The organism is Streptomyces sp. NPDC008092 (assembly GCF_042957285.1).
Taxonomy (GTDB): domain Bacteria; phylum Actinomycetota; class Actinomycetes; order Streptomycetales; family Streptomycetaceae; genus Streptomyces.
This window is the reverse complement of record NZ_JBIBHY010000001.1, coordinates 408,838-428,894: the sequence shown is the minus strand read 5'-3', so window position 1 is coordinate 428,894 and position 20,057 is coordinate 408,838. Positions and strand designations below refer to the sequence as shown.

Sequence of the window (20,057 nt, the reverse complement as noted above, 5' to 3'; positions counted from 1 at the left end):
CGGGGCTGGTCGCGCAGTTCCTCCCCCAGCCTTCGGCCGGGGGTACCCCCAGCGCCCCTTACGGGGCGCTGTCCTGACGGGGCGCTTCAATCGGTGGCGTATGTCTCCCTCAGTTCGATCTTGCGGACCTTTCCCGAGACCGTCATGGGGAAGTCGGCCAGGATCTGGATGCGGCTCGGCACCTTGTAGTGGGCCAGGCGGCCCTCGCAGAAGGCGCGGAGTTCGTCCAGGGTCGGCGGGGCGGCCGGGTCGTGCGGGATGACGCAGGCGAGGACCTCCTCGCCGTACCTCTCGTGCGGCACCCCGACCACCTGGACGTCCCGGATCTTGGGGTGGGCGTAGAGGAACTCCTCGATCTCGCGCGGGTAGATGTTCTCGCCGCCCCGGATGATCATGTCCTTGATGCGGCCGACGATCTCGACGTACCCGTCCTCCCGCATCATCGCCAGGTCGCCGGTGTGCATCCAGCGCCCGGGGTCGATGGCCTCGGCCGTCTTCTCAGGCTCGTTCCAGTAGCCGAGCATCACGCTGTAGCCACGGGTGCACAACTCGCCCGACACGCCCCGGGGTTGTGTGACCCCGGTGGCCGGGTCGACGACCTTGGCCTCCAGGTGCGGCAGCACCCGGCCGACCGTGCCGGTGCGGTGTTCCAGGTCGTCCTCGATCCGGGTCTGCAGCGAGACCGGGGACGTCTCCGTCATGCCGTAGCAGATGGAGACCTCCGCCATGTGCATCTCGGCGACCACCCGCTTCATCACCTCGACCGGGCAGGGCGAGCCCGCCATGATGCCGGTGCGCAGGGACGAGAGGTCGTACGACGCGAAGCCGGGGAGGTTCAGCTCCGCGATGAACATGGTCGGGACGCCGTACAGCGAGGTGCAGCGCTCCTGCTGGACCGCCTCCAGGGTGGCCTCCGGGTCGAAGGACGGGGCCGGGATCACCATGCAGGCGCCGTGCGAGGTGGCGGCCAGGTTGCCCATCACCATGCCGAAGCAGTGGTAGAAGGGCACCGGGATGCAGATCCGGTCCTGCTCGGTGTAGGCGATCGACTCACCCACGAAGTACCCGTTGTTGAGGATGTTGTGGTGGGAGAGCGTGGCCCCCTTCGGGAAGCCGGTGGTGCCCGAGGTGTACTGGATGTTGATGGGGTCGTCGCAGGACAACCCGGCGGCGCGGGCGGCCAGTTCGGCGCTCGGCTCGGCCGGGCCGCGCGCGGCCAGCGCCTCCCAGCTCGGGTCCCCGATGTAGACCGTCTCCCGCAACTGCGGGCACCTGCCCCGCACTTCCTCCACCATCGCCCGGTAGTCGCTGGTCCTGTGCCGCAGCGAGGCGAACAGCAGGGAGATCCCGGCCTGGTTGAGGACGTACTCGACCTCGTGGGTGCGGTAGGCCGGGTTGATGTTGACCATGATCGCGCCGATCCGGGCGGTGGCGTACTGCACCAGCACCCACTCGGCGCAGTTGACGGCCCAGATGCCCACCCGGTCGCCCTTGGCGACCCCGCTCGCGAGCAGCGCGAGGGCCAGCCGGTCGACGTCGGCGGAGAACCGGGCGTACGTCCAGCGCCTGCCGGTCGGCACGTCCACCAGCGCCTCGCGGTCCGGCCAGGCCGCGACCGCCCGGTCCAGGCTGGCCCCGATGGTGTCGCCGAGCAGCGCGGTGCCGCTCGTGCCGTGCGTGTACGACGAGCTCACCGGAAGTCCTCCTCGCGGTACTCGTCGGCCGAGCCGGCGGCCGTGGCCTCGCGCAGCTCGATCCGGCGGATCTTCCCGGACACGGTCTTCGGCAGCGGGGCGAACTCCAGCCGCCGGACCCGCTTGTACGGCGCCAGGACCTGCCGCGAGTGCTCGAAGAGCACCTTCGCGGTGTCCGGGCCCGGCTCCCAGCCCGCCGCGAGGACGATGTACGCCTTCGGCACGGCGAGCCGCAGCTCGTCCGGCGCGGGCACGACGGCCGCCTCGGCCACCGCCTCGTGCTCCAGCAGCGCGCTCTCCAGCTCGAACGGGCTGATCTTGTAGTCGGACGCCTTGAACACGTCGTCGGCACGTCCCACGTAGGTGATGTAGCCGTCCTCGTCCCGGGAGCCGATGTCCCCGGTGCGGTAGTAGCCGCCGGCCATCGCCTCCGCCGTGCGGTCGGCGTCCCCGTGGTAGCCGGTCATCAGGCCCACCGGGCGCGCCGACAGGTCGAGCGCGATCTCGCCCTCCACCGCACCGGGAGCGCCGCTGACCGGGTCCAGGAGCTCCACCCGGTACCCCGGGCTGGGCCGGCCCATCGACCCGGTCTTCAGCTGCTGGCCGGGGCTGTTGGAGACCTGCACGGCGGTCTCGGTCTGCCCGAACCCGTCCCGGATGGTGACGTGCCAGGCCCGCCGGACCTGCTCGATCACCTCGGGGTTGAGCGGCTCGCCCGCCGCCACCACCTCGCGGGGCGGGGTCGCCAGCTGGCTCAGATCCGCCTGGATGAGCATGCGCCACACCGTCGGCGGGGCACAGAAGGACGTCACGCCGTGCCGGTCCATCTCGGCCATCAGCCGGCCCGCGTCGAAGCGGCCGTAGTTGTGGATGAAGACGGTCGCCTCGGCGTTCCAGGGCGCGAACAGGTTCGACCAGGCGTGCTTGGCCCAGCCCGGCGACGAGATGTTCAGGTGCACGTCACCGGGCTTGAGGCCGATCCAGTACATGGTGGCCAGGTGCCCGATGGGGTACGAGGTGTGGGTGTGCTCGACGAGCTTGGGGCGGGCGGTGGTGCCCGAGGTGAAGTAGAGCATCAGCGGGTCGTCGGCGAGGGTGGGCCCGTCGGGCTCGAAGCCGGCGGAAGCGGTGTAGGCGTCCTCGTACGGCTCCCAGCCGCCCGCCGCCGCGGGCGGCAGGCCGCCGACCGCGATCCGGGTGTACGTGCCCGGCACCTCGGCGAACTTGACGGCGTCCTCCGCCCGCACGATCACGTGCCTCACCCGGCCCCGGTCGACGCGGTCGCGCAGGTCGGCCGGGCCGAGCAGCGGGGTGGCCGGGATGACCACGGCCCGCAGCTTCATCGCGGCCAGCGCGGTCTCCCACAGCTCGGCCTGGTTGCCGAGCATGACGAGGATGCGGTCCTCCGGCTCGACGCCCCGCGCGCGCAGGTGGTTCGCGACCCGGTCGGAACGCTCGGACAGCTCGGCGAAGGACAGCTTCGTCTCGCCGCCGTCCTCCTCGACGATGTGCAGGGCGGTGCGGTCGTTGCCCGCGGCGATGACGTCGAACCAGTCGAGCGCCCAGTTGAAGTGGCCGGGACGCGGCCACACGAAACCCCCGTAGGCGGTGGCGTAGTCCGTACGGTGTTCCAGCAGGAAGTCCCGTGCCCTGCGGAAGTCCTCCGTCGCACTCGTCATACGCGTCTCCTTCAGTACCGGACCATTGCCGGGCGGCTCTCTGGCATCGTGTAATCCGTGATGCAGGTCTCACTACCCCCGAACGGGGGTGTGGACAGCACGAGACCGGGGTCGAAGGGGCAGGACAGGTGGCAGCAGAGGTCGCGGGGGCGGTGGAGATACGTGGTGCGCTGTCCAGACTCCGGCGCACCACCGGGCTTCCGATCGCCTTCGGCGGGCTGGTCGAGACGGGCCGGACGCTGGTCCGGATCAGCGAGCTGACCGGCACCAACACGGCGTCGCTGCGCTCGCTCGCGGTCACCTCCGGGAACGGGCTGGGCGGCAGGGCGGTCGCCCTGGCCCGCCCCTGCGCGGTCGTCGACTACTCGGCCTCCCGGCAGATCAGCCACGAGTACGACATCCCGGTGGCGGCCGAGGGCCTGCGCTCGGTGCTCGCGGTGCCGGTGGTGGTGCGGCGCCGGGTGCGGGGCGTGCTGTACGGCGCGCTGCGCACCGCCCAGCCGCTGGGCGACCGCACGCTGGGCGCGGCGGTGGCGGCGGCCCGGGACGTGGAGCAGGCGCTGGTCGTGCAGGACGAGGCCAGGGGGCTGCTGGCGGCGGCGCGGCCGGAACCGGCCGCCGTACCGGACCCAGGGGCCGCCTGGGAGCAGGTACGGGAGGCGCATGCCGCGCTGCGGGCGCTGGCACCGCGGATCACCGACCCGCGGCTGCGCGCCGAACTGCTCGCCGCCTGCGGGCTGCTGACCACGCCGGCGCCGGTCCCGGCGGCCGAGGCGGTGCTGGCGCCCCGGGAACTGGACGTACTGGCGTGTGTGGCGGCCGGGGCGACCAACGCGGCGGTGGCCGAGCGACTGGGGCTGCGGCCCGAGACGGTCAAGGGCTACCTGCGCTCGGCGATGCGGAAGCTGGGCGCACACACCCGGGGGGAGGCGGTGTCGGCGGCTCGTCGGACGGGGGTGTTGCCGTAACCGGAGGGGAGGCATTCCATTCATGCGGGCACGCTGTGAATTGCCATCTGCGAAGCCCCTGTTATTTCCCTCACGACGCCGTTCGGCCGAATTTCAGGGTTCGTTGCCTAGAATTTGGCCCGGACACGACACACGAGGGGAGCGGTGACCGTGCGACGGGACTTCCAGGAGCCTGCCAGATGCCGCCCCGACCTGGTCATCGGCCGGGCGGAGCTGTTCGCGGCCGCCCGGGAGCAGCTCTCCTCGGGGGGCAGCGTTCTCCTGCACGGGCCCGCCGGAATAGGAAAATCGACCGTCCTGCGGGCGCTCGACACGGAATACTCCGGCACCGCGCGCACGGTGCTGCGCTGCTCGGCCACGGAGTCCGAATCCCATCTTCCGTTCCTCGCCCTCGCCGACCTCTTCGGCCTGGTCCTCGACGACGTCTCCGCCCACCTGCCCGGCGCCCAGCGCACCGCCCTGGAGTCGGCGCTCACCGGTCGCGGCGAGTCCACCCTCCAGCGCGACGGCCTCGCCCTGCGCCTCGCCGTGCTCTCCACCCTGCGCGTGCTGGCCGCCGAGGGACCCGTGCTGATCGTCGCCGACGACCTGCAGTGGCTGGATCCGGCCAGCGCCGAACTCCTCGGCTTCGCCGCCCGCCGGCTCGGCGGCACCCCGGTCCAACTGCTCAGCGCGGTCCGCACGGAGGGCCAGGAGTACGACCGTCACCTACGCGCGTCGCCCCCGGACACCGTCGCCGTCCGCCTCGGCGCGCTCAACCGCAGGCAGGTCTCCGAACTCCTCGACCACCGCGGCCACACCGGGCTGAGCCGGTCCACGGTCCGCGAGATCCACCGCACGAGCGGCGGCAACCCGCTGTTCGCCCTCGAACTCGGCCGCGCCCTCGCCGAGAACCCGACCCCGCCCCGCCCCGGCGAGCCGCTGCCGGTGCCGACCTCGCTGCGCGCCCTGGTGCTCAGCCGCCTCGACATGCTCTCCGTCGAGGCCCGCCGCACCCTGCTGGTGGCCAGCGCCGGCGCCCGCCCCACCCAGGCCCTGCTGCACGCGGCCGGCCGGGAGAACGCCGAGGCCGAGTGCGCCCAGGCGGCCGAACTCGGTCTGCTGGCCACCGAGCCGGAGGGTCCCGCCGTACGCTTCGCGCACCCCCTCATCTCCGCCGCGCTGTACGCCGAGGCGCCCGCCCAGGAGCGCCGGGCCGCGCACGCGGCGCTGTCCACGGCCGCCTCCGACCCGATCGAGCGGGCCCGGCACCTGGCCCTGGCCACCACCGGCACCGACCCGGAGGTCGCCGACCGGCTCGCCGAGGCCGCGACCGAGGCCCGGGACCGGGGCGCGCCCTCGGTGGCCGCGCAGATCGGGCTGCTGGCCGCCCGGCACACCCCCGGCGACCACACGCCCACCCCGGACGAGCGCCGGCTCCAGGCGGCCGAGGACGCCACCAGCGCGGGCGAGATCGACCTCGCCCAGGACATCGCCCGCGAGGTGCTCACCCACGCCACCCGTCCGGCGGACCGGGTGCGGGCCTGGATCCTGGTGATCGACTCCGCCGGCCACACCATGACCGAGGTCGACGCGGCCTTCCCGCACGCCCTCGCCGACGCGGGCGACGACCCGCGGCTGCTCGGCAAGGTCCACTACCAGCTGGCCTGGCGGGCGCTGATCGTCGGCGGCGACTTCACCGAGGCCCGGCAGGCGGCGGCGCACTCCGCGGACCTCGCGGCCCAGGGCGGCGACCGGCGCACCGAACTCCTCGCGCTCTCCCTCCAGGCCCAGGTCGAGACCCTGATGGGGCATCCGGCGGCACCCGCCACCATCAAGCGCGCCCTGAAGGAGCCCCAGGACCCGAACGTGGCCTGCCACCACAACGGGGCGGGCAGCGCCAGGTTCCGCTGGCTGGTGATGGGCGACCAGCTGGCCGAGGCGCGGGCCACCGTCACCGCGCTGCTGCGCGAGGTGCGCCGGCGCGGGCAGGTGGAGAGCGAGGTGCACTTCCTGCGCGGCCTCGCCGAGACCGAGCTGCGCTCCGGGCACTGCGGGCGGGCCCTGGACCTGGCCCGGGAGGGCCTGCACCTCGCCCACGACTCCGGGATCGGCGAGACCGCCTCCGCGATGCTGACGTCGCTGGCCGAGGCGTCCGGCGGCGACGTGGACCGGGGCCTGGCGCTGGCCCGGGAGGCGGTGGAGCACGCCGAACAGGACGGCGACACGATGTACCTGTCCCGGGCCCTGGGCGCCCTCGGGTACGCCCAGTTGGTGGCGGGCGACCCGGCGGGCACGGTCCGCTCGCTGCGCCGGGTGCGGGAGCTGGAGCAGAGCCTCGGCATCACCGACCCGGCCCGCGGCCGCTGGCAGGGCGACCTCGCCGAGGCACTCGTCCGGGTGGGTGAACCGGCCGAGGCGCAGGACGTCATCGACGTCACCCGGGAGCACGCGCTCAGGCTCGGCCGGGAGAGTGTCCTCGCCGCGCTCGACCGGGCCGAGGCGATGGTCCGGGCGGCGCACGGGGAACGCGACGCGGCCGCGACCCTGCTGACCTCGGCTCAGGACCGGTTCGCCAAACTGGGCTACGGACTGGAGGAGGCACGGGCCGCGTTCGCGCTGGCCGCGCTGCGCGACCGGCGCTCCCCCACGGCCTTCGACGAGGCCACCCGGCTGTTCCGACGGTGCCGGGCGCTGCCCTGGCTGCGGCAGGTGGACGAGGCCGTCTCGGCGCCGGAGCCGCCGGTCGAGCCGCCCGCCGCCCTCGACGCCCTGGACGGTCTTGCCGCGATGGAGCGTCAGGTCGCCGCGCTGGTCATGGAGGGGGCCACCAACCGGGAGATCGCCGCCCGGCTGTACATCAGCGTCAAGACGGTCGAGGCCACGCTCACCCGGGTCTACCGCAAGCTGGGCATCCGATCGCGCGTGGACATAGTCCGTTTGGCCGCGGGGCGGCGCGCGAAGTGAGAGCGCTCCCGGTTAACTGAGGCGGACCGAGGGTTTTCCCTCCGCCATCCCCCTAGGGGGTTCCCTCATTGGGAGGGTGGGGTTCCGGGTCCTAGCTTATGGATGTGCCGCTCGCCCGGGCATACGGGGGTCGGTCCCGCGACCCCCGTGCTGCACCCCCCACACCCGCGCGACCCCCACCGGCAACCCCCACTGAGGAGACTCATGTTCGGGCACCACCGCGCAAGAAGGTCCGCCGCAGTCCTGGTGGCCACCGCCGCCGCCGCGGCGACCGCGCTGATCGCGTCCCCCACCGCGTCAGCCGCCCCCCAGCCGATCGTCGGCGGAACGACCACCACGACGACCGCGTACCCGTTCATGATGCAGATCACGGACGCGTCCGGCAGCCAGTTCTGCGGCGGCACCCTGGTGTCGGCCACCAAGGTGGTGACCGCCGCGCACTGTATGGAGGGCGAGTCGACGAGCAGCGTCCGCGTGGTCGGGGGCCGCACGTACCTCAACGGCACCAACGGCACGGTCAGCAAGGTCAGCAAGATCTGGATCAACCCGAACTACACGGACGCCACCAACGGCGACGACGTCTCCGTCCTGACGTTGTCGACGGCGATGTCGTACACCCCGGCGTCGTACGTGACGTCCTCCCAGACGAGCGTGTACGCGGCCGGCACCACGGCCCGCATCCTCGGCTGGGGCACCACCTCGGAGAACGGCAGCTCCTCCAACCAGCTGCGGACCGCGACCGTCCCGATCGTGTCCGACTCCAGCTGCAAGAGCTCCTACGGTTCGGACTTCGTCCAGACCGACATGGTTTGCGCCGGATACACGTCCGGCGGCACAGACACCTGCCAGGGCGACAGCGGCGGTCCCCTGCTCATCGGGGGCGTCCTGGCAGGGATCACTTCCTGGGGAGAGGGGTGCGCGGAGGCGGGTTACCCGGGTGTCTACACCCGGCTGACCACCTTCTCGGACCTGGTGACCGCGCAGGTCAACTCGTAACCAGAAGACCTCCCGAGGATCCCTCGGGTGAGTGACCGGGGGGCGTTGCGGGCTACCACGAGCAGCCCGCAACGCCCCCTATCCACGTCCCGGCCCGGCTACTTGTCGGCGGTGAGTGTGCCCGCCGCGCCCCAGCTGTCGGCCGGGACCTCGTGGATCCAGACCTGCACGGTCTCGGCGGGGATCTTGTACGCGTCGACGAACGCGTCGGTGACACGCCTGACGAGCTCGCGCTTGAGCTCGGGGTCGCGGGGGCCCTGCTGGACGGTGACGATCGGCATCGCCGAACTCCTTCGTGTGGGTGTCCTGTTCGGTGGGTCCAGTCCATCGCGCCCGGCGTCCGCGACCAAGAGGCAGATCCCGACCGCAGCGATCAGCTTTCGTGATCGTCGCAGGCCAGCAGCAAGGTGGCCAGGTGGGGGGTGGGGCCGGAGGCGGGCACTGCGAGGCCCGTCGGCAGGGTCAGCCCCGGTGCGCGGAACGGCACGAAGGCGACCCGGGGGCTGTGCAGCACGCGCGCGTGGGACGCGTACACGACCGTCCACAGGGGGCGAGTGCCGATGCTGGCGAGGGTGTCCTGGAGGGAGCCCGGTGACGGTCCGGGCAGCGGCTCGAAGCCGGCCTCGCGGCAGGCGCCTACGACCAGGTCGACGAGGGCGGGGTTGGTGCGGCGCTCGGTGAGCGCGAGGGGGAGGCCGGCCAGTTCTTCGACGCCGATCTCGGCGCGGCCGGCGAGGGGGTGGGTGGCGGGGAGGGCCGCCACCAGGGGGTCGGGCCACAGCGGATGGACCCGTACCCCGGGCACGGGCTCGACGGCCCGGACGAACGCGGCGTCCAGGCGGCCGCCGGCGACCCGGGCGAGGCGTTCCGCGACCGGCAGCGAGTACAGCTCGACGACCACGTCCGGCGCGCGGCGCACGAACGCCTCCAGCACCCGGTCCAGGTGCGCGCCGAGTCCCGTACTGGTGCCGATCCGCAGCCCGGCCGGCCCGGCGACCGCGGCCCGGGCCCGCTCGGCCGCCGCCAGCACCGCCCGTGCCTCGGGCAGCAGCCGCTCCCCCGCGCCGGTGAGCCGGACCCGGCGCGGCGAGCGGTCGAACAGCTCGGCGCCCAGTTCCCGTTCCAGGCGCTGTATCTGCTGGCTGACGGCCGACTGCACGATGTGCAGCCGCTCGGCGGCCCGCCCGAAGTGCAGCTCCTCGGCGACGGCGACGAAGTAGCTGAGCTGCCGCAGTTCCATGGCCCTGACTGTAGAGCCCGGTCCGAACAGGCTGTTTCAATGGGCTCCGTACGGGTGTCGCGGGAGGGGTGGTGCAGGTGCTGCACATGGTGTCGACGGACCGGGTCCTGGCGTTCGCCGCGATGTCACTGCTGGTCATCGCGATCCCCGGGCCGAGCGTGCTGTTCGTGATCGGCCGGGCGCTCGCCCACGGGCGCCGCACCGCCGTGGCCACCGCGCTCGGCAACGTCCTCGGCTCGTACCTGCTGGTGGTGGCGGTCGCGGTCGGTATCGGCTCGCTGGTGGAGCGGTCGGTGACGGTGTACCTGACGGTCAAGCTGCTGGGCGCGGCCTACCTGGTGTACCTGGGCGTCCAGGCCTTCCGGCACCGCAAGGAGCTGACGGCCACCGCGGTCCGGCGGGCCCCGGCCGGCGAGCCGCGCGGCGATCTGCGCACGGTCCTGGACGGCGCGCTGGTGGGTGCCACCAACCCCAAGGGCGTGGTCTTCTTCGCCGCCGTCCTCCCCCAGTTCGTCGACCACTCGGCGGGGCATGTCCCCGTGCAGATGCTGCTGCTCGGCCTGGTCCCGATCTCCATCGGCCTGGTCACGGACACACTGTGGGGTCTGACCGCATCGGCGGCCCGCACCTGGTTCGCCCGGTCCGACCGCCGCCTGTCCCTGATCGGCGGCGCGGGCGGTGTCACGATGATCGGGCTGGGTGTGGCGGTGGCGGTGACGGGCCGCGCGGACTGATCGCTCACCGGCCGGGGCGCTCACGTACCGGATCCGTTCACCGGCCGGCCTGGGGTACGACGGCTCCGAAGCGGATGTCGTAGGACGCACCCGGGTGCAGGACGGCCAGCATCCGTTCGCCTTCCGCCAGGATCGCGTCCCGCTCCGCCGTGAGGCTCCGCTGCCGCTCCCGCTGCTCGAAGGTCTCGATGACCAGGGCGTCCTCCGTCAGCGTCCACACACCGGCGAGGAAACCGTCGACGAGCAGGGTGCGGTACGCCTGGTTGCCCTGCCAGGCGCGGCCCCGCAGCTCGGGCGGGACGACGCGGGTGCGGTCGGCGTGGGACAGGAGCAGGTTGTCGAACTCGGGGAGGAAGCGGGGCGGTGCCGGGGTCGCGGGGTCGGGGCGGGGCGCCTCGGGCAGGTCGAAGAGCTCGGTACCGCCCTCGTCCCGGAAGGTGAGGAGCCGGGGCCGCAGCCGTTCGAAGGCCGGGCGGAGCCGGGTCAGTCCGGCCCAGGTCTGCATGTCCCTGACGGAGGCCGGGCCGAAGGCGGCGAGATAGCGCAGGACGGCGGTGTCCGTGGCGGCCGCGGTGGGCGCCGGCGCGGCGGGGCGGCCGAGCCAGTGCTCCGCGGTGGTGAGGGCGACCTGCCCGGACCGCCCCCACAGCCCGCGCGGGGTGACCTGGACGAGGGGCAGGGTGCAGCGGGCGGCGACGGCGAGGGACTGCGGGTCGGCGTCCGGCCACTCGGCGCGCAGCGCCTCCCGCAGCCCGGCCATGGTGCGCGGCTCGGCCTCGACCAGCTCCCGGGCCAGCGCGGCGAGCCGGTCGAGGTCGACACCGGCGAGCCCCTTGCGGAAGGCCGTCAGTTCCCGGGTCCGGGCGGGCTGGACCAGCGGGCGCAGGGTCAGCGCGTCGGCGGCGGTGTGGGTGTGGATGGTCGACCGCAGGGTGACGATCCGGACCACCTCCCGGTCGGCCATCAGCCCGGAGAGCTGCTCGGGGGCGAAGCCGTCGAGGCGGGCGGCGAGGGCGTAGTACGGCGGCTTGACGTTCTGCGCCTGGAGGCCGACGAGGTGCGCCACGGCTTCCTTCGCCGGCCACGGCGAGCGGCGCAGCAGGAGCTGACGGTCGAGGGTGGCGCGGTTGAGAGCACGGGTGCCGAGGACCGGGCCGGACGGCTGCTTCGTCATACCGGGCACGCTAGCGCCGAATGCGGACAGATCCTGTCCGCGATGCCCGTCGCGTCTCTCACCGAATCCCGTCCTCGATTCCCTCCGCCGGGTCCGTATGCCCCGTATATCCTGCGACGAGACTCACCGATCACGCGTGCTCACCCGGACCACGCGGATCACACAGCCCGCGCCGATACAGGCACCAGCGAGAGGCGGCCGCGATGTCCGAGCGACGCGCCAGCCCGGTCTCGAAGAACGCCGCGAACGGCAGGAACGGCCGGGGCACCAGGAGGTCCGTCTGGCGCCGCGCCCTGCCGCAGGAGCAGGACGGCACGGCCGAGCCGCCGGCGCCCGGGTCCGCGCCGGGCGGGGAGTCCGCCGAGCCGCCGAGCATCGTGGAGGCGGCGCTGTACAGCGACGGGGTGCGGGTGTCGACGCCGGCGACCCTCGCGGAGACGTACCGCGAACTGCGCGACACGCCCTCGGGCATGGCGTGGATCGGCCTTGCCCGCCCCACTTCCGACGAACTCCTCTCCCTGGCCAGCGAGTTCGACCTGCACCCGCTCGCGGTCGAGGACGCGATGGAGGCCCACCAGCGGCCGAAGCTGGAGCGGTACGGCGACACGCTCTTCGTGGTCCTGCGCGCCGCCCGCTACCTGGACGCGCCGGAGGAGGTCGACTTCGCCGAGCTGCACGTGTTCGTCGGCGCCGACTTCGTGATCACGGTCCGGCACGGCGCGGCCCCGGACCTCTCGGCGGTCCGCCGCCGTATGGAGGACTCCCCCGACCTCCTCAAGCTCGGCCCGGAGGCGGTCCTCTACGCGATACTCGACGCGGTGGTCGACGGCTACGCCCCGGTCGTCGAGGGCGTCCAGAACGACATCGACGAGATCGAGACGGAAGTCTTCCGCGGCGACCCGTCCGTGTCCCGCCGTATCTACGAACTCTCCCGCGAGATGGTCGAGTTCCAGCGCGCGACCCGCCCCCTCGTCGGCATGCTGCACGGCCTGATGGCCGGCTTCACCAAGTACGAGACCGACGAGGAACTCCAGCGCTACCTACGCGACGTGGCCGACCACGTCACCCACATCAGCGAACGCGTGGACGGCTTCCGCCAGGCCCTCACGGAAATCCTCACGGTCAACGCGACCCTGGTCACCCAGCAACAGAACGCGGAGATGCGGGCGTTGGCGGAGGCGGGGTTCGAACAGAACGAGGAGATCAAGAAGATCTCCAGCTGGGCGGCCATCCTCTTCGCCCCGACCCTCGTCGGCACCATCTACGGTATGAACTTCCGGGAGATGCCGGAGTTGCACTGGGTGTGGGGATACCCCTTCGCGATCGTCCTGATGGCGGTCGTGTGCACCAGTCTGTACTTCATCTTCAAGCGCAAGGACTGGCTCTGAGCAACCGGCTGCTGAGGACCGAGGCCGGGGCCGCGAGGGAGCCGAGGCGGTCGCCAGAAGGGCCGCCCAAGGCCGCTGGGGAGAATCCGGTGAGAACGGGATGTACTCCATGTCGGCCGGTTCTCCCCGCCACGGGCCAACGGTCCTGCCGAAACCTGGGGCATCAACATCAAAGGCAGACGCCGAGCATCACGGAGGGCAACCGCACTTCGGGACCGGAACGCCGAAGACAGAGCGGGAACTTCTTCCTCCCGGTCGTCCTCCGGACCGTCCCAGGGGAGCTCCACCTCGATGGCGGGGAACTCAAGGAGACACTCCGCCAAGACCGAGGCGGCTGAGGGAGACACGTCGAGATCGCGCGTCGGCCTGCTCCGTCAGGGCGGTGAACACCGTCTTCCAGATGCCGTCGATCGCCCACGCCCGCAGCCGGTTGTCCACGCCCTTCCACGAACCGTACGTCTCAGGCAGGTCGTCCCCCGGCGAGCCGGGGACACCTGCACCCGGCTCGCGGCCTCCTTCGGCAAGGGTGCGGCCACGGTCCACCGCTGCATCCGCGAGGCCGTGGGCCTCCTGGCCACGCTGGTTCCCACACTTCAACAGGCCCTCGATCACTCGGCATCCGAGGCGTTCGTCATCCTGGACGACACCCGGCTGCCCAGTGACCGGATCGCCACCGACCGGCCCTTCCACTCGGGCAGGCACCGCAAGCGCGGCATGCATGTCCAAGCCCTCGCCGACCCGTTCGGCCGCCTGTTGCGGGCCTACGCCGAACTGCCCGGAACCGGGAACGACATCAAGGCGGCCTGCACTCACCGCATCATCGACGCCTTGGCCGAGGCCGGCCTGACCTGCGAGAGCAACTGGCATACAGGGAGCAAAAGTTCACCAAACACCTCCAGTGGATCCTGGACACCGGACGTCGTGCTCGCAGGCCTCGTGGTCCCCGGTAGGGTTCTACCGAGACGTTGATGATCAGTATTGGCACGACGACATACCGTCACGTCTTCTCGGTGGTCGGCGTTCTGGGCTGGCTGTGGGGGCGTGTGATGACCTTCGGTGAGAAGTTGCGGGATCTGCGCCGGGCTTCAGGGCTGACACAAGAGGAACTCGCCCAGGCCGCCGGGCTGACGGCCAGGTCGATCAGGGACCTGGAGCGGGGCCGTCGGCAGCGGCCGCAGCGCCGCACGCTGGAGCTGCTGGTGACGGCATTGGGACTGACCGACGCCGACGCGCTGCTTGCCGCGGACCGTTCCGGTCGGCAGGGCGGTCCGCCGGCCGCTGACAGCGCCACCGAATCAGGTCTGCTCGATCGTCGCCGTCAGCTGGCGGTACTTGACCGCGTGGCCGGTGAGGCGCGGGCCGGTCGGGGTGCGGTGGTGCTGGTGCGGGCGGGCGCGGGGATGGGGAAGACCTCCCTGGTGAACGCGTGGGCGGAGGCCGAGCAGTCGCGGGGGATCACGGTGGTGCGGGGCAGCGGGGCGGAGCTGGAGCAGGACTTCGCCTTCTCGGTACTGCGGCAGTTGGCCGAGCCGCTGCTGGCCCGGGCCGGTCGGGCCGGGCGGGAGCGGCTGCTCTCGGGTCCGGCGGAGCCGGCGTCGCACGCCCTGCGGGTGGCTGGACTCGGTGACGCCGGAGGCCTGTCGTCGGAGGCGTCTCAGGGCCTGCTGCACAGCCTGTACTGGCTGATGGTGCATGTCACGGACGACGGGCCGATCGCTCTGGTGGTCGACGACGCGCACTGGGCCGACGGCCCGTCCCTACGGTGGCTGGAGTACCTGGCGCGACGTCTGCGCGGTCTGCCGTTGCTGCTGGTGCTGACGGCACGGCCGGACAGCGGGACCGGGGCAGAGCCGCTGCTGGAGCGGATCGCCGCCCAGCCGCACTGCGTACGGGTCGGGTTGCCGGCTCTGGGCGTCGACAGCGTGGCGGGGCTGGTGCGGGCGAGTCTGGGCCAGGACGCCGAACCACGGTTCGTCGCCGCCTGCGCCGAGGCGACCCAGGGCAACCCCCTGCTGCTGCGCGAGTTGCTCCGCACCCTTGCCGGCCAGGGTGTCAGGCCCGCGGGAGACCAGGCCCATCTGGTCGAGGAGTTCCGCGGCCGGATCCTGGCGGACACCGTGGTCAAGCGGCTGACCGGCCAGCCGGAGCCGACCCGGCGGCTGGTCGAGGCCCTGGTGGTGCTGGGGGACGGAACTGACTGGCATCTGGCGGCCGAACTGTCGGAGTTGGGCGAGGCGCAGGCTCGTGAGCACGGGCGCCGGCTGCGGCGGATCGGTGTGCTGGCACCTGGTGAGCCGGCGCGGTTCGATCATCCCCTGGTCCGTGCCGCGATCGCCGAGTCCGTCGTCGGACCGGTGGAGCTGGCCGCCGGACACGCGCGGGCGGCCGAACTGCTGCGCCGCGAGGGAGCGGCCGGCGACCTGGTCGCAGCCCACCTGCTGCTGGCCGAACCGAGCGGTGAGCCCTGGCGGGTCGAGGCCCTGCGGCAGGCGGCGCGGGCCACGCGTGGCCGAGGCGCCCCGGAGATCACCGCGGGCTATCTGCGCCGGGCGCTGCGGGAGCCGATGTCCGGCAAGGAACGCGGTCCGCTGCTGCTGGAGCTGGGCGAGGACGAGTTGCAGCTCGACGCCGGCGCCGCACGGCACCGTCTGACGCAGGCCTCCGCCGTGTTGACGGACCCGTACTCCCGCGCCCATGCGGCCTATCTGCTCGCCAACGCGCTGTTCCTCGAACATGAGCACGCGGACGCCGTCGAGGTGCTCACCCGCGCGGTGGAGGACCTGCGGCAGGCCGACGACGGCACCGGGGCGGCCCGTGAGGTGTCGTGGTTTCTGCAGGCCCAGCTGCTCCTGATCGGCTATGACCAGCTGTCCACTCTCCCCGCGGCCCGGAAACTCGCCGACCGGCTGTGGGGTCACAAGCTGGCCGGTGACACCCCGGGTGAGTGCGCGGTCCTGGCCGCGTTGGCCGCCTCGGCCGTCGCCGGGGACGCCGGCGCCGAGGTCGCCAACAGCCTTCTGGACCGGGCTCTGCGCGGCGGGTTGGCGGCCATGGACCAGTCGCAGCTGCTCGTGAGTCTGGCCGGGACGGTCTTCCTGACCACGGACCGTCTCGACGACGCGGCCGCGCGGTTCGAGCAGATCGCCGACATCGGTGCGCGGTGGGGCGTGTTCCTCATGGTGTCGTCGGCGATGATCTGGCAGCTCAGAGTCCACGCGCGCCGCGGTCGACAGCTCGCGCTCACCGCGGACTTCGGACATCCCGCCGTCACGGACGGCGAGGGTCTGGAGCCGCGGGCACGGCTGGGGCTGATGGCCCAGGTGGGCGAATCGCTGATCGAGCGGGGCGACCTGGCCTCGGCCGCACGGCTGCTGGTGCCGGACGCCGACACCGACCGGGGCGGCTGGGTGTGGCAGGGACCGATGCTCCTCGCCCGCAGCCGCGTATACGCCGCGCGGGGCAACCGGGCCGCCGCCCTCACGGTCCTGCTGGAGTACGGTGCACAGGAGAAGCGGACGCGGGTCACGAACCTGACCGGAGCGCCCTGGCGGTCGCAGGCGGCGCTGCTGCACCTGGCGCTCGGACAGCGGACCGACGCACTTCAACTGGCCACCGAGGAACTGGAGCTGGCCCACCGCTGGGGCACCGAGCGGGTGATCGGCCTGGCGTCGCGCTGCCTGGGGGTCGTCACGGGCGGCCCCGAAGGGGAGGCCCTCCTGCGCGAGGCCGTCGCCCTGCTGGAACGGTCCCCGGCCCGCCTGGAACTGGCCCGCGCCCGGTACGAGCTGGGCGTCGCGCTGTCGCGCAGAGGAGAGACCCACCAGAGCGGCCAGGTTCTCACCCAGGCGCTGGACCTCGCCGATGCCTGCGGCAGTGTCCTCCTGGCGGGTCGGGTCCGCCGGGCGCTGACCGAACTGGGGGTGCGCCCGAGAGCCGCGCCGACAGTCGCCCCGAGTCTGTCGCTGACCGAGCACCGGGTGCTGGAGCTGGTAGGCGCCGACTACAGCGACCGTCAGGTCGCCCAGGCACTGCTGCTGACTCCGCAGGACGTGACCGGCATGCTGGAGCGAGTGGGCCGCAAGCTGGGGGTGACCAACCGGTCGGAACTGGTGCGCCTGGCGGGAGCCGGCCACGCCCGGTAGGTACCGCGGGGCTCGACAGCGGGCTTCCCGCCACACCCCAGTCGGCTTGCCCAGGACCTGGATGTCACGGTCGCCGGGGAGCCTGGAACCGGACGTCGCCGGAGGTGTGCGCTTCTGGCTCACGCTCCCGATTACCTCAAGGGCCCTTTGGGGGCTCGTGGTAGGCCCAAAAAGCCGCTTGTTGTCGATCTTGTGGTTCGGCCCGATGGCGTCCGTCGCCCATTCGGCCGAAGGCCGTTGGTGGTGATGCCGACTGTCATGTGGGCCTGGGGTGGGACTGTGAGCCGCGCCTGTCAGCTGCGAGACGACGTGGTCGCTCGTGTACGGAGTGACCGACACGAGCGGGCGGGACCAGATCAACCGTGACGACGCCGACCATCCACACCCCGGACAGAGCAGGTGAGATCGTCGGTACCCAGGCCGGCTGCGCCGAGCCGGCATCCGGTGCACCAGACCTCCTCTCTCGCCCGGTGCCTCGGACTGCTGGACGTGCGTTCAACCTGAGTGATGTGGCAGCGGAACTCCCGTGACGGTGAGCGAGCCGTTCAGTGCCAGATCTTGGGAGAAGACATGGGTCCACGCGACCTTCAGGCTCCGCGCCGATGTCGGGACGGTCTGATCCAGCGTCAGCGTGTCGGAGACGGTGCCGCCGGCCGGCACGGTGATCGGTGCGAGCGGGTGTGCCGTGTAGGAGTTGCCTTGACCATCGGTCGCGGTGAAGTTGGAAAAGATCGGCAGGGTCACCGATGCGGCGGCGCCGTCGTGCGCGCTGACCGTCAGACTGACGTTCCCGCCGGCGTTGACGACCTTGACGACGGTCATGGTCAGGGCGCCGTCGGCGGCGGACCACGCGCCGGTGGCCGTCGCGGCGGGGAGCGGTGTGGGGGACGTCGTCCGGCTTCCGGTCCCGGAACCGGCCGACTGGCCGAGCCCCTGGGCGATGGACGGTGGTGTAAGCGACTGGTCGTCGCTCTGCAACACCCCGGCGATGCGCCCGCCCACGGAGGCGAAGCCGATCAGGAAGATGTTCAGGAAGACCAGGCCCGCCAGCATGGGCACGGTGCCCTGCTTGGCGCCGCGTTGGTCCACCACGCAGCGCATCGGGTTCCCCGCGCTGTAGCGGATGTTGACCGGATCGCCGGGGATCAGGAGTTTGTCGACCGCGCTGCGCATCGGTGAGGCGGTGATCAGCTCACCGGTCTGCGTGGTGAAGCGCACCACCGGGCGAATCGTGGTGGAGGAAGAGCCCAACTGCGTGGCCGTGTTGACGTGCTGGGTCACCGTGATGTTGATCCGCACGACCTCGCCGGTCGTGGGCACGCCGCTCTTCAGCAGCTGACTCCGGCGTGCCCACCACAAGAAGGCGCCGATATCGACGGCCAGCAGGCCGGCTAGCGGCAATAGCACGAATATCAACCACATAACTGCCCCTCAACGTCAATCCCTCGAATCGTCAGGAGTCTTACCCTGCGCCGAATCCTGGCGTCAACTTCGGTCCTTCAGCCGTGGTCACCCTTTGGTGTGCGCGTTCCGACCGAAATATGCGCAAGGATCCCGCGGTCTGATCGCGGTCGGTGGCGCGCGACCAGGAGCATGGGGCCCGCGCTCTTGGTTTGTTCCGGTAAAACTTCCGGTATTCCTTCCGGTTCTTCTTCCTGGTGTCCCGCATTGACGAGACGATGACTGCGGTCTCCCCGGGCGGATTCTGCTGCACGGCCGAATTGAGTGGCAGAGTCGACGCCGGAGCCAAAACTCCCGCACACCCCCTGCCGTCAACACCGTCGGATCCAGCCCGGATTGCCAGGTGGGCCACGAACCGCTGCCAAAGCCATGGGCCGGCGGCGCAGTCCAACAGCAGCTCAACACGCGGAACTTGACAGGGAACGGACCATGTCGGATGACACGGCCCACGCCATCCACGAGTCGCAGACCCTGTGCATCGAACGCGTCCACGAAGCCCCCGCCATCGAGACCGCCTGGACCGTAGCCGCCTACGAGACACCCGTCTCCGACCGCATGTGGGTCCGCACCGCGACCGGCTCCACCCCGCCCCGGTGCTGCAGGATCTACTCACCCACCTCGCCGACGGCTACGGCTACGGCTACGGCTACGGCTACGGCTACGGCTACGGCTACGGCTACGGCTACGGCTACGGCTGGGACACCGCCATCGGCGCAGCTCGCCCGGAACAGATCCTGCGCCCGCTCCACGTCCCTCGGCGTACGGATCTGCACCTCCAGATCACCCGTCCCGCGGTGACCGAGACCGGACACGTCCCGGGTGAAGCCCGGAGGGAGGTCGACGTCCTTCGGGTCGGCCTTCAGGTGGACCAGCAGCTTGGTGCGCTGCGGCGGGTACAGGCAGGCGAAGTTCCGCAGCCGCTGACAGGCCCGGTAGCTCTTGCGCTCAACCCGGTTCACGCCGTCGCCGAGCCCGAGCAGAACCTCGTCGACCGCGCCCGTCCACTCCATCATCGCCGCGCCCTGGACGTCGGCCACCGCTCGGGCAACCGGCTGGCGCCGTGCCAGGCGGCAGCGGCTGCCGACGGCTTTCGTCTCAACCCTCGGCAGCAACCGCCTGTGATCATCGGACTCACCGGAGCAGCTCTGCCCGCACGCCCCACCGACCCCGCTCGCGGCCATTCCCTGGGGAGAATCTGGGGAGCATGAGCGGCGCCGGGGAGCGCGTGGGGAGAATCGGCTGCGTAACCGGGCACAAGCGTGAAAGGCCCGGAAAGACGGATCAGCCCAGGCCAGAGAGGTTCCCAGCAGCAACGCCGCAGGTCAGCGCCACCAGGTAGGCGACTTCAAGAAGATCTCCAGCTGGGCCGCGATTCTGTTTGCTCCGACGCTCGTCGGAACCATTTACGGCATGAACTTCCGGGAGATGCCCGAGCTGCACTGGGGGTTCGGATACCCCTTCTCGATCGGCTTGATGGGGGTTGTATGCGCCAGTCTGTACGTGATTTTCAAGCGGCGGGACTGGCTTCAGGGATGAGCCCCCGCCCAGCGTGACGCGTGATCGGAAACACGTCACACAGAGCCGGGGCGGAGTTCTTCGCTTTCGGCGATCGGGAAGACGTAGTCGGCCGGGGTT

Annotated in this window: 13 protein-coding genes and 2 pseudogenes; 7 read left to right on the top strand and 8 right to left on the bottom strand. The window is 71.7% G+C overall.

Going from position 1 to position 20,057, the window contains the following annotated elements; translation table 11 throughout:
• Positions 1 to 86: 86 nt before the first annotated feature.
• Together ACFZB3_RS01820 and ACFZB3_RS01815 are read right to left on the bottom strand one after the other, a co-directional pair.
• Complete coding sequence (locus ACFZB3_RS01820; RefSeq protein WP_391368070.1) at positions 87 to 1,694, bottom strand: AMP-binding protein; 1,608 nt, start codon at positions 1,692 to 1,694, stop codon at positions 87 to 89.
• Positions 1,691 to 3,373: an AMP-binding protein gene (locus ACFZB3_RS01815; RefSeq protein WP_391368067.1), complete on the bottom strand. Its 1,683-nt coding sequence runs from the start codon at positions 3,371 to 3,373 to the stop codon at positions 1,691 to 1,693. Before ACFZB3_RS01815 ends, ACFZB3_RS01820 begins: the two co-directional genes overlap by 4 nt.
• Before the next feature lie 128 nt (positions 3,374 to 3,501).
• Here ACFZB3_RS01815 and ACFZB3_RS01810 point away from each other — a divergent pair, with 128 nt between their 5' ends.
• The 3 genes from ACFZB3_RS01810 (at position 3,502) to ACFZB3_RS01800 (ending at position 8,283) form a co-directional block, all read left to right on the top strand.
• Positions 3,502 to 4,341 carry a LuxR C-terminal-related transcriptional regulator gene (locus ACFZB3_RS01810; RefSeq protein WP_391368064.1) on the top strand — a complete coding sequence of 280 codons (840 nt, stop codon included), beginning with the start codon at positions 3,502 to 3,504 and terminating at the stop codon, positions 4,339 to 4,341.
• Positions 4,342 to 4,485: 144 nt separating this feature from the next.
• Complete coding sequence (locus ACFZB3_RS01805) at positions 4,486 to 7,287, top strand: AAA family ATPase (protein WP_391368061.1); 2,802 nt, start codon at positions 4,486 to 4,488, stop codon at positions 7,285 to 7,287.
• 204 nt (positions 7,288 to 7,491) lie between these two features.
• Complete coding sequence (locus ACFZB3_RS01800; protein ID WP_391368059.1) at positions 7,492 to 8,283, top strand: trypsin-like serine protease; 792 nt, start codon at positions 7,492 to 7,494, stop codon at positions 8,281 to 8,283.
• Positions 8,284 to 8,381: 98 nt separating this feature from the next.
• Here ACFZB3_RS01800 and dmpI read toward each other — a convergent pair whose 3' ends face one another.
• Positions 8,382 to 8,564, bottom strand: coding sequence for a 4-oxalocrotonate tautomerase DmpI (gene dmpI / locus ACFZB3_RS01795; protein WP_391368056.1), 183 nt, complete (start codon positions 8,562 to 8,564; stop codon positions 8,382 to 8,384).
• Between the two features lie 92 nt (positions 8,565 to 8,656).
• The gene (locus ACFZB3_RS01790) at positions 8,657 to 9,523 is read right to left on the bottom strand and encodes a LysR substrate-binding domain-containing protein (RefSeq protein WP_391368053.1); all 867 of its coding nucleotides are present in this window, start codon (positions 9,521 to 9,523) and stop codon (positions 8,657 to 8,659) included.
• A gap of 86 nt (positions 9,524 to 9,609) precedes the next feature.
• Here ACFZB3_RS01790 and ACFZB3_RS01785 point away from each other — a divergent pair, with 86 nt between their 5' ends.
• The gene (locus ACFZB3_RS01785) at positions 9,610 to 10,257 is read left to right on the top strand and encodes a LysE family transporter (protein WP_391368050.1); all 648 of its coding nucleotides are present in this window, start codon (positions 9,610 to 9,612) and stop codon (positions 10,255 to 10,257) included.
• A gap of 37 nt (positions 10,258 to 10,294) precedes the next feature.
• Here the strand turns inward: ACFZB3_RS01785 and ACFZB3_RS01780 are convergent, their stop codons facing one another.
• On the bottom strand, positions 10,295 to 11,431 hold the full coding sequence (locus ACFZB3_RS01780) for a DNA glycosylase AlkZ-like family protein (protein WP_391368047.1): 1,137 nt from the start codon (positions 11,429 to 11,431) through the stop codon (positions 10,295 to 10,297).
• A gap of 203 nt (positions 11,432 to 11,634) precedes the next feature.
• Here ACFZB3_RS01780 and ACFZB3_RS01775 point away from each other — a divergent pair, with 203 nt between their 5' ends.
• On the top strand, positions 11,635 to 12,819 hold the full coding sequence (locus ACFZB3_RS01775) for a CorA family divalent cation transporter (RefSeq protein ID WP_391368045.1): 1,185 nt from the start codon (positions 11,635 to 11,637) through the stop codon (positions 12,817 to 12,819).
• Positions 12,820 to 13,122: 303 nt separating this feature from the next.
• Here ACFZB3_RS01775 and ACFZB3_RS01770 read toward each other — a convergent pair whose 3' ends face one another.
• Positions 13,123 to 13,686, bottom strand: coding sequence for a hypothetical protein (locus ACFZB3_RS01770; RefSeq protein ID WP_391368043.1), 564 nt, complete (start codon positions 13,684 to 13,686; stop codon positions 13,123 to 13,125).
• A gap of 101 nt (positions 13,687 to 13,787) precedes the next feature.
• Between ACFZB3_RS01770 and ACFZB3_RS01765 the strand changes: the two genes are divergently transcribed.
• Positions 13,788 to 16,961, top strand: a complete 3,174-nt coding sequence (locus tag ACFZB3_RS01765; RefSeq protein WP_391368040.1) for an AAA family ATPase — start codon at positions 13,788 to 13,790, stop codon at positions 16,959 to 16,961.
• A gap of 495 nt (positions 16,962 to 17,456) precedes the next feature.
• On the opposite strand, the gene ACFZB3_RS01760 is transcribed toward ACFZB3_RS01765, so the two are convergent.
• Positions 17,457 to 18,383 carry a DUF3592 domain-containing protein gene (locus tag ACFZB3_RS01760; protein ID WP_391368037.1) on the bottom strand — a complete coding sequence of 309 codons (927 nt, stop codon included), beginning with the start codon at positions 18,381 to 18,383 and terminating at the stop codon, positions 17,457 to 17,459.
• 749 nt (positions 18,384 to 19,132) lie between these two features.
• Positions 19,133 to 19,492 (bottom strand): annotated as a pseudogene (locus ACFZB3_RS01755) (DUF5655 domain-containing protein); the annotation flags it as partial.
• A 271-nt stretch (positions 19,493 to 19,763) separates the two neighbouring features.
• Here ACFZB3_RS01755 and ACFZB3_RS01750 point away from each other — a divergent pair.
• Positions 19,764 to 19,958 (top strand): annotated as a pseudogene (locus tag ACFZB3_RS01750) (CorA family divalent cation transporter); the annotation flags it as partial.
• Positions 19,959 to 20,057: the final 99 nt, after the last annotated feature.

Excerpts from the sequence above, each read along its gene's own strand:
- ACFZB3_RS01815 (WP_391368067.1), bottom strand. The coding sequence starts at position 3,373 with ATGACGAGTGCGACGGAGGACTTCCGCAGGGCACGGGACTTCCTGCTG.
- ACFZB3_RS01800 (WP_391368059.1), top strand. The coding sequence starts at position 7,492 with ATGTTCGGGCACCACCGCGCAAGAAGGTCCGCCGCAGTCCTGGTGGCC.
- dmpI (WP_391368056.1), bottom strand. The coding sequence starts at position 8,564 with ATGCCGATCGTCACCGTCCAGCAGGGCCCCCGCGACCCCGAGCTCAAG.
- ACFZB3_RS01790 (WP_391368053.1), bottom strand. The coding sequence starts at position 9,523 with ATGGAACTGCGGCAGCTCAGCTACTTCGTCGCCGTCGCCGAGGAGCTG.
- ACFZB3_RS01785 (WP_391368050.1), top strand. The coding sequence starts at position 9,610 with ATGGTGTCGACGGACCGGGTCCTGGCGTTCGCCGCGATGTCACTGCTG.
- ACFZB3_RS01780 (WP_391368047.1), bottom strand. The coding sequence starts at position 11,431 with ATGACGAAGCAGCCGTCCGGCCCGGTCCTCGGCACCCGTGCTCTCAAC.
- ACFZB3_RS01775 (WP_391368045.1), top strand. The coding sequence starts at position 11,635 with ATGTCCGAGCGACGCGCCAGCCCGGTCTCGAAGAACGCCGCGAACGGC.
- ACFZB3_RS01770 (WP_391368043.1), bottom strand. The coding sequence starts at position 13,686 with ATGCCAGTTGCTCTCGCAGGTCAGGCCGGCCTCGGCCAAGGCGTCGAT.
- ACFZB3_RS01765 (WP_391368040.1), top strand. The coding sequence starts at position 13,788 with ATGATCAGTATTGGCACGACGACATACCGTCACGTCTTCTCGGTGGTC.
- ACFZB3_RS01760 (WP_391368037.1), bottom strand. The coding sequence starts at position 18,383 with ATGTGGTTGATATTCGTGCTATTGCCGCTAGCCGGCCTGCTGGCCGTC.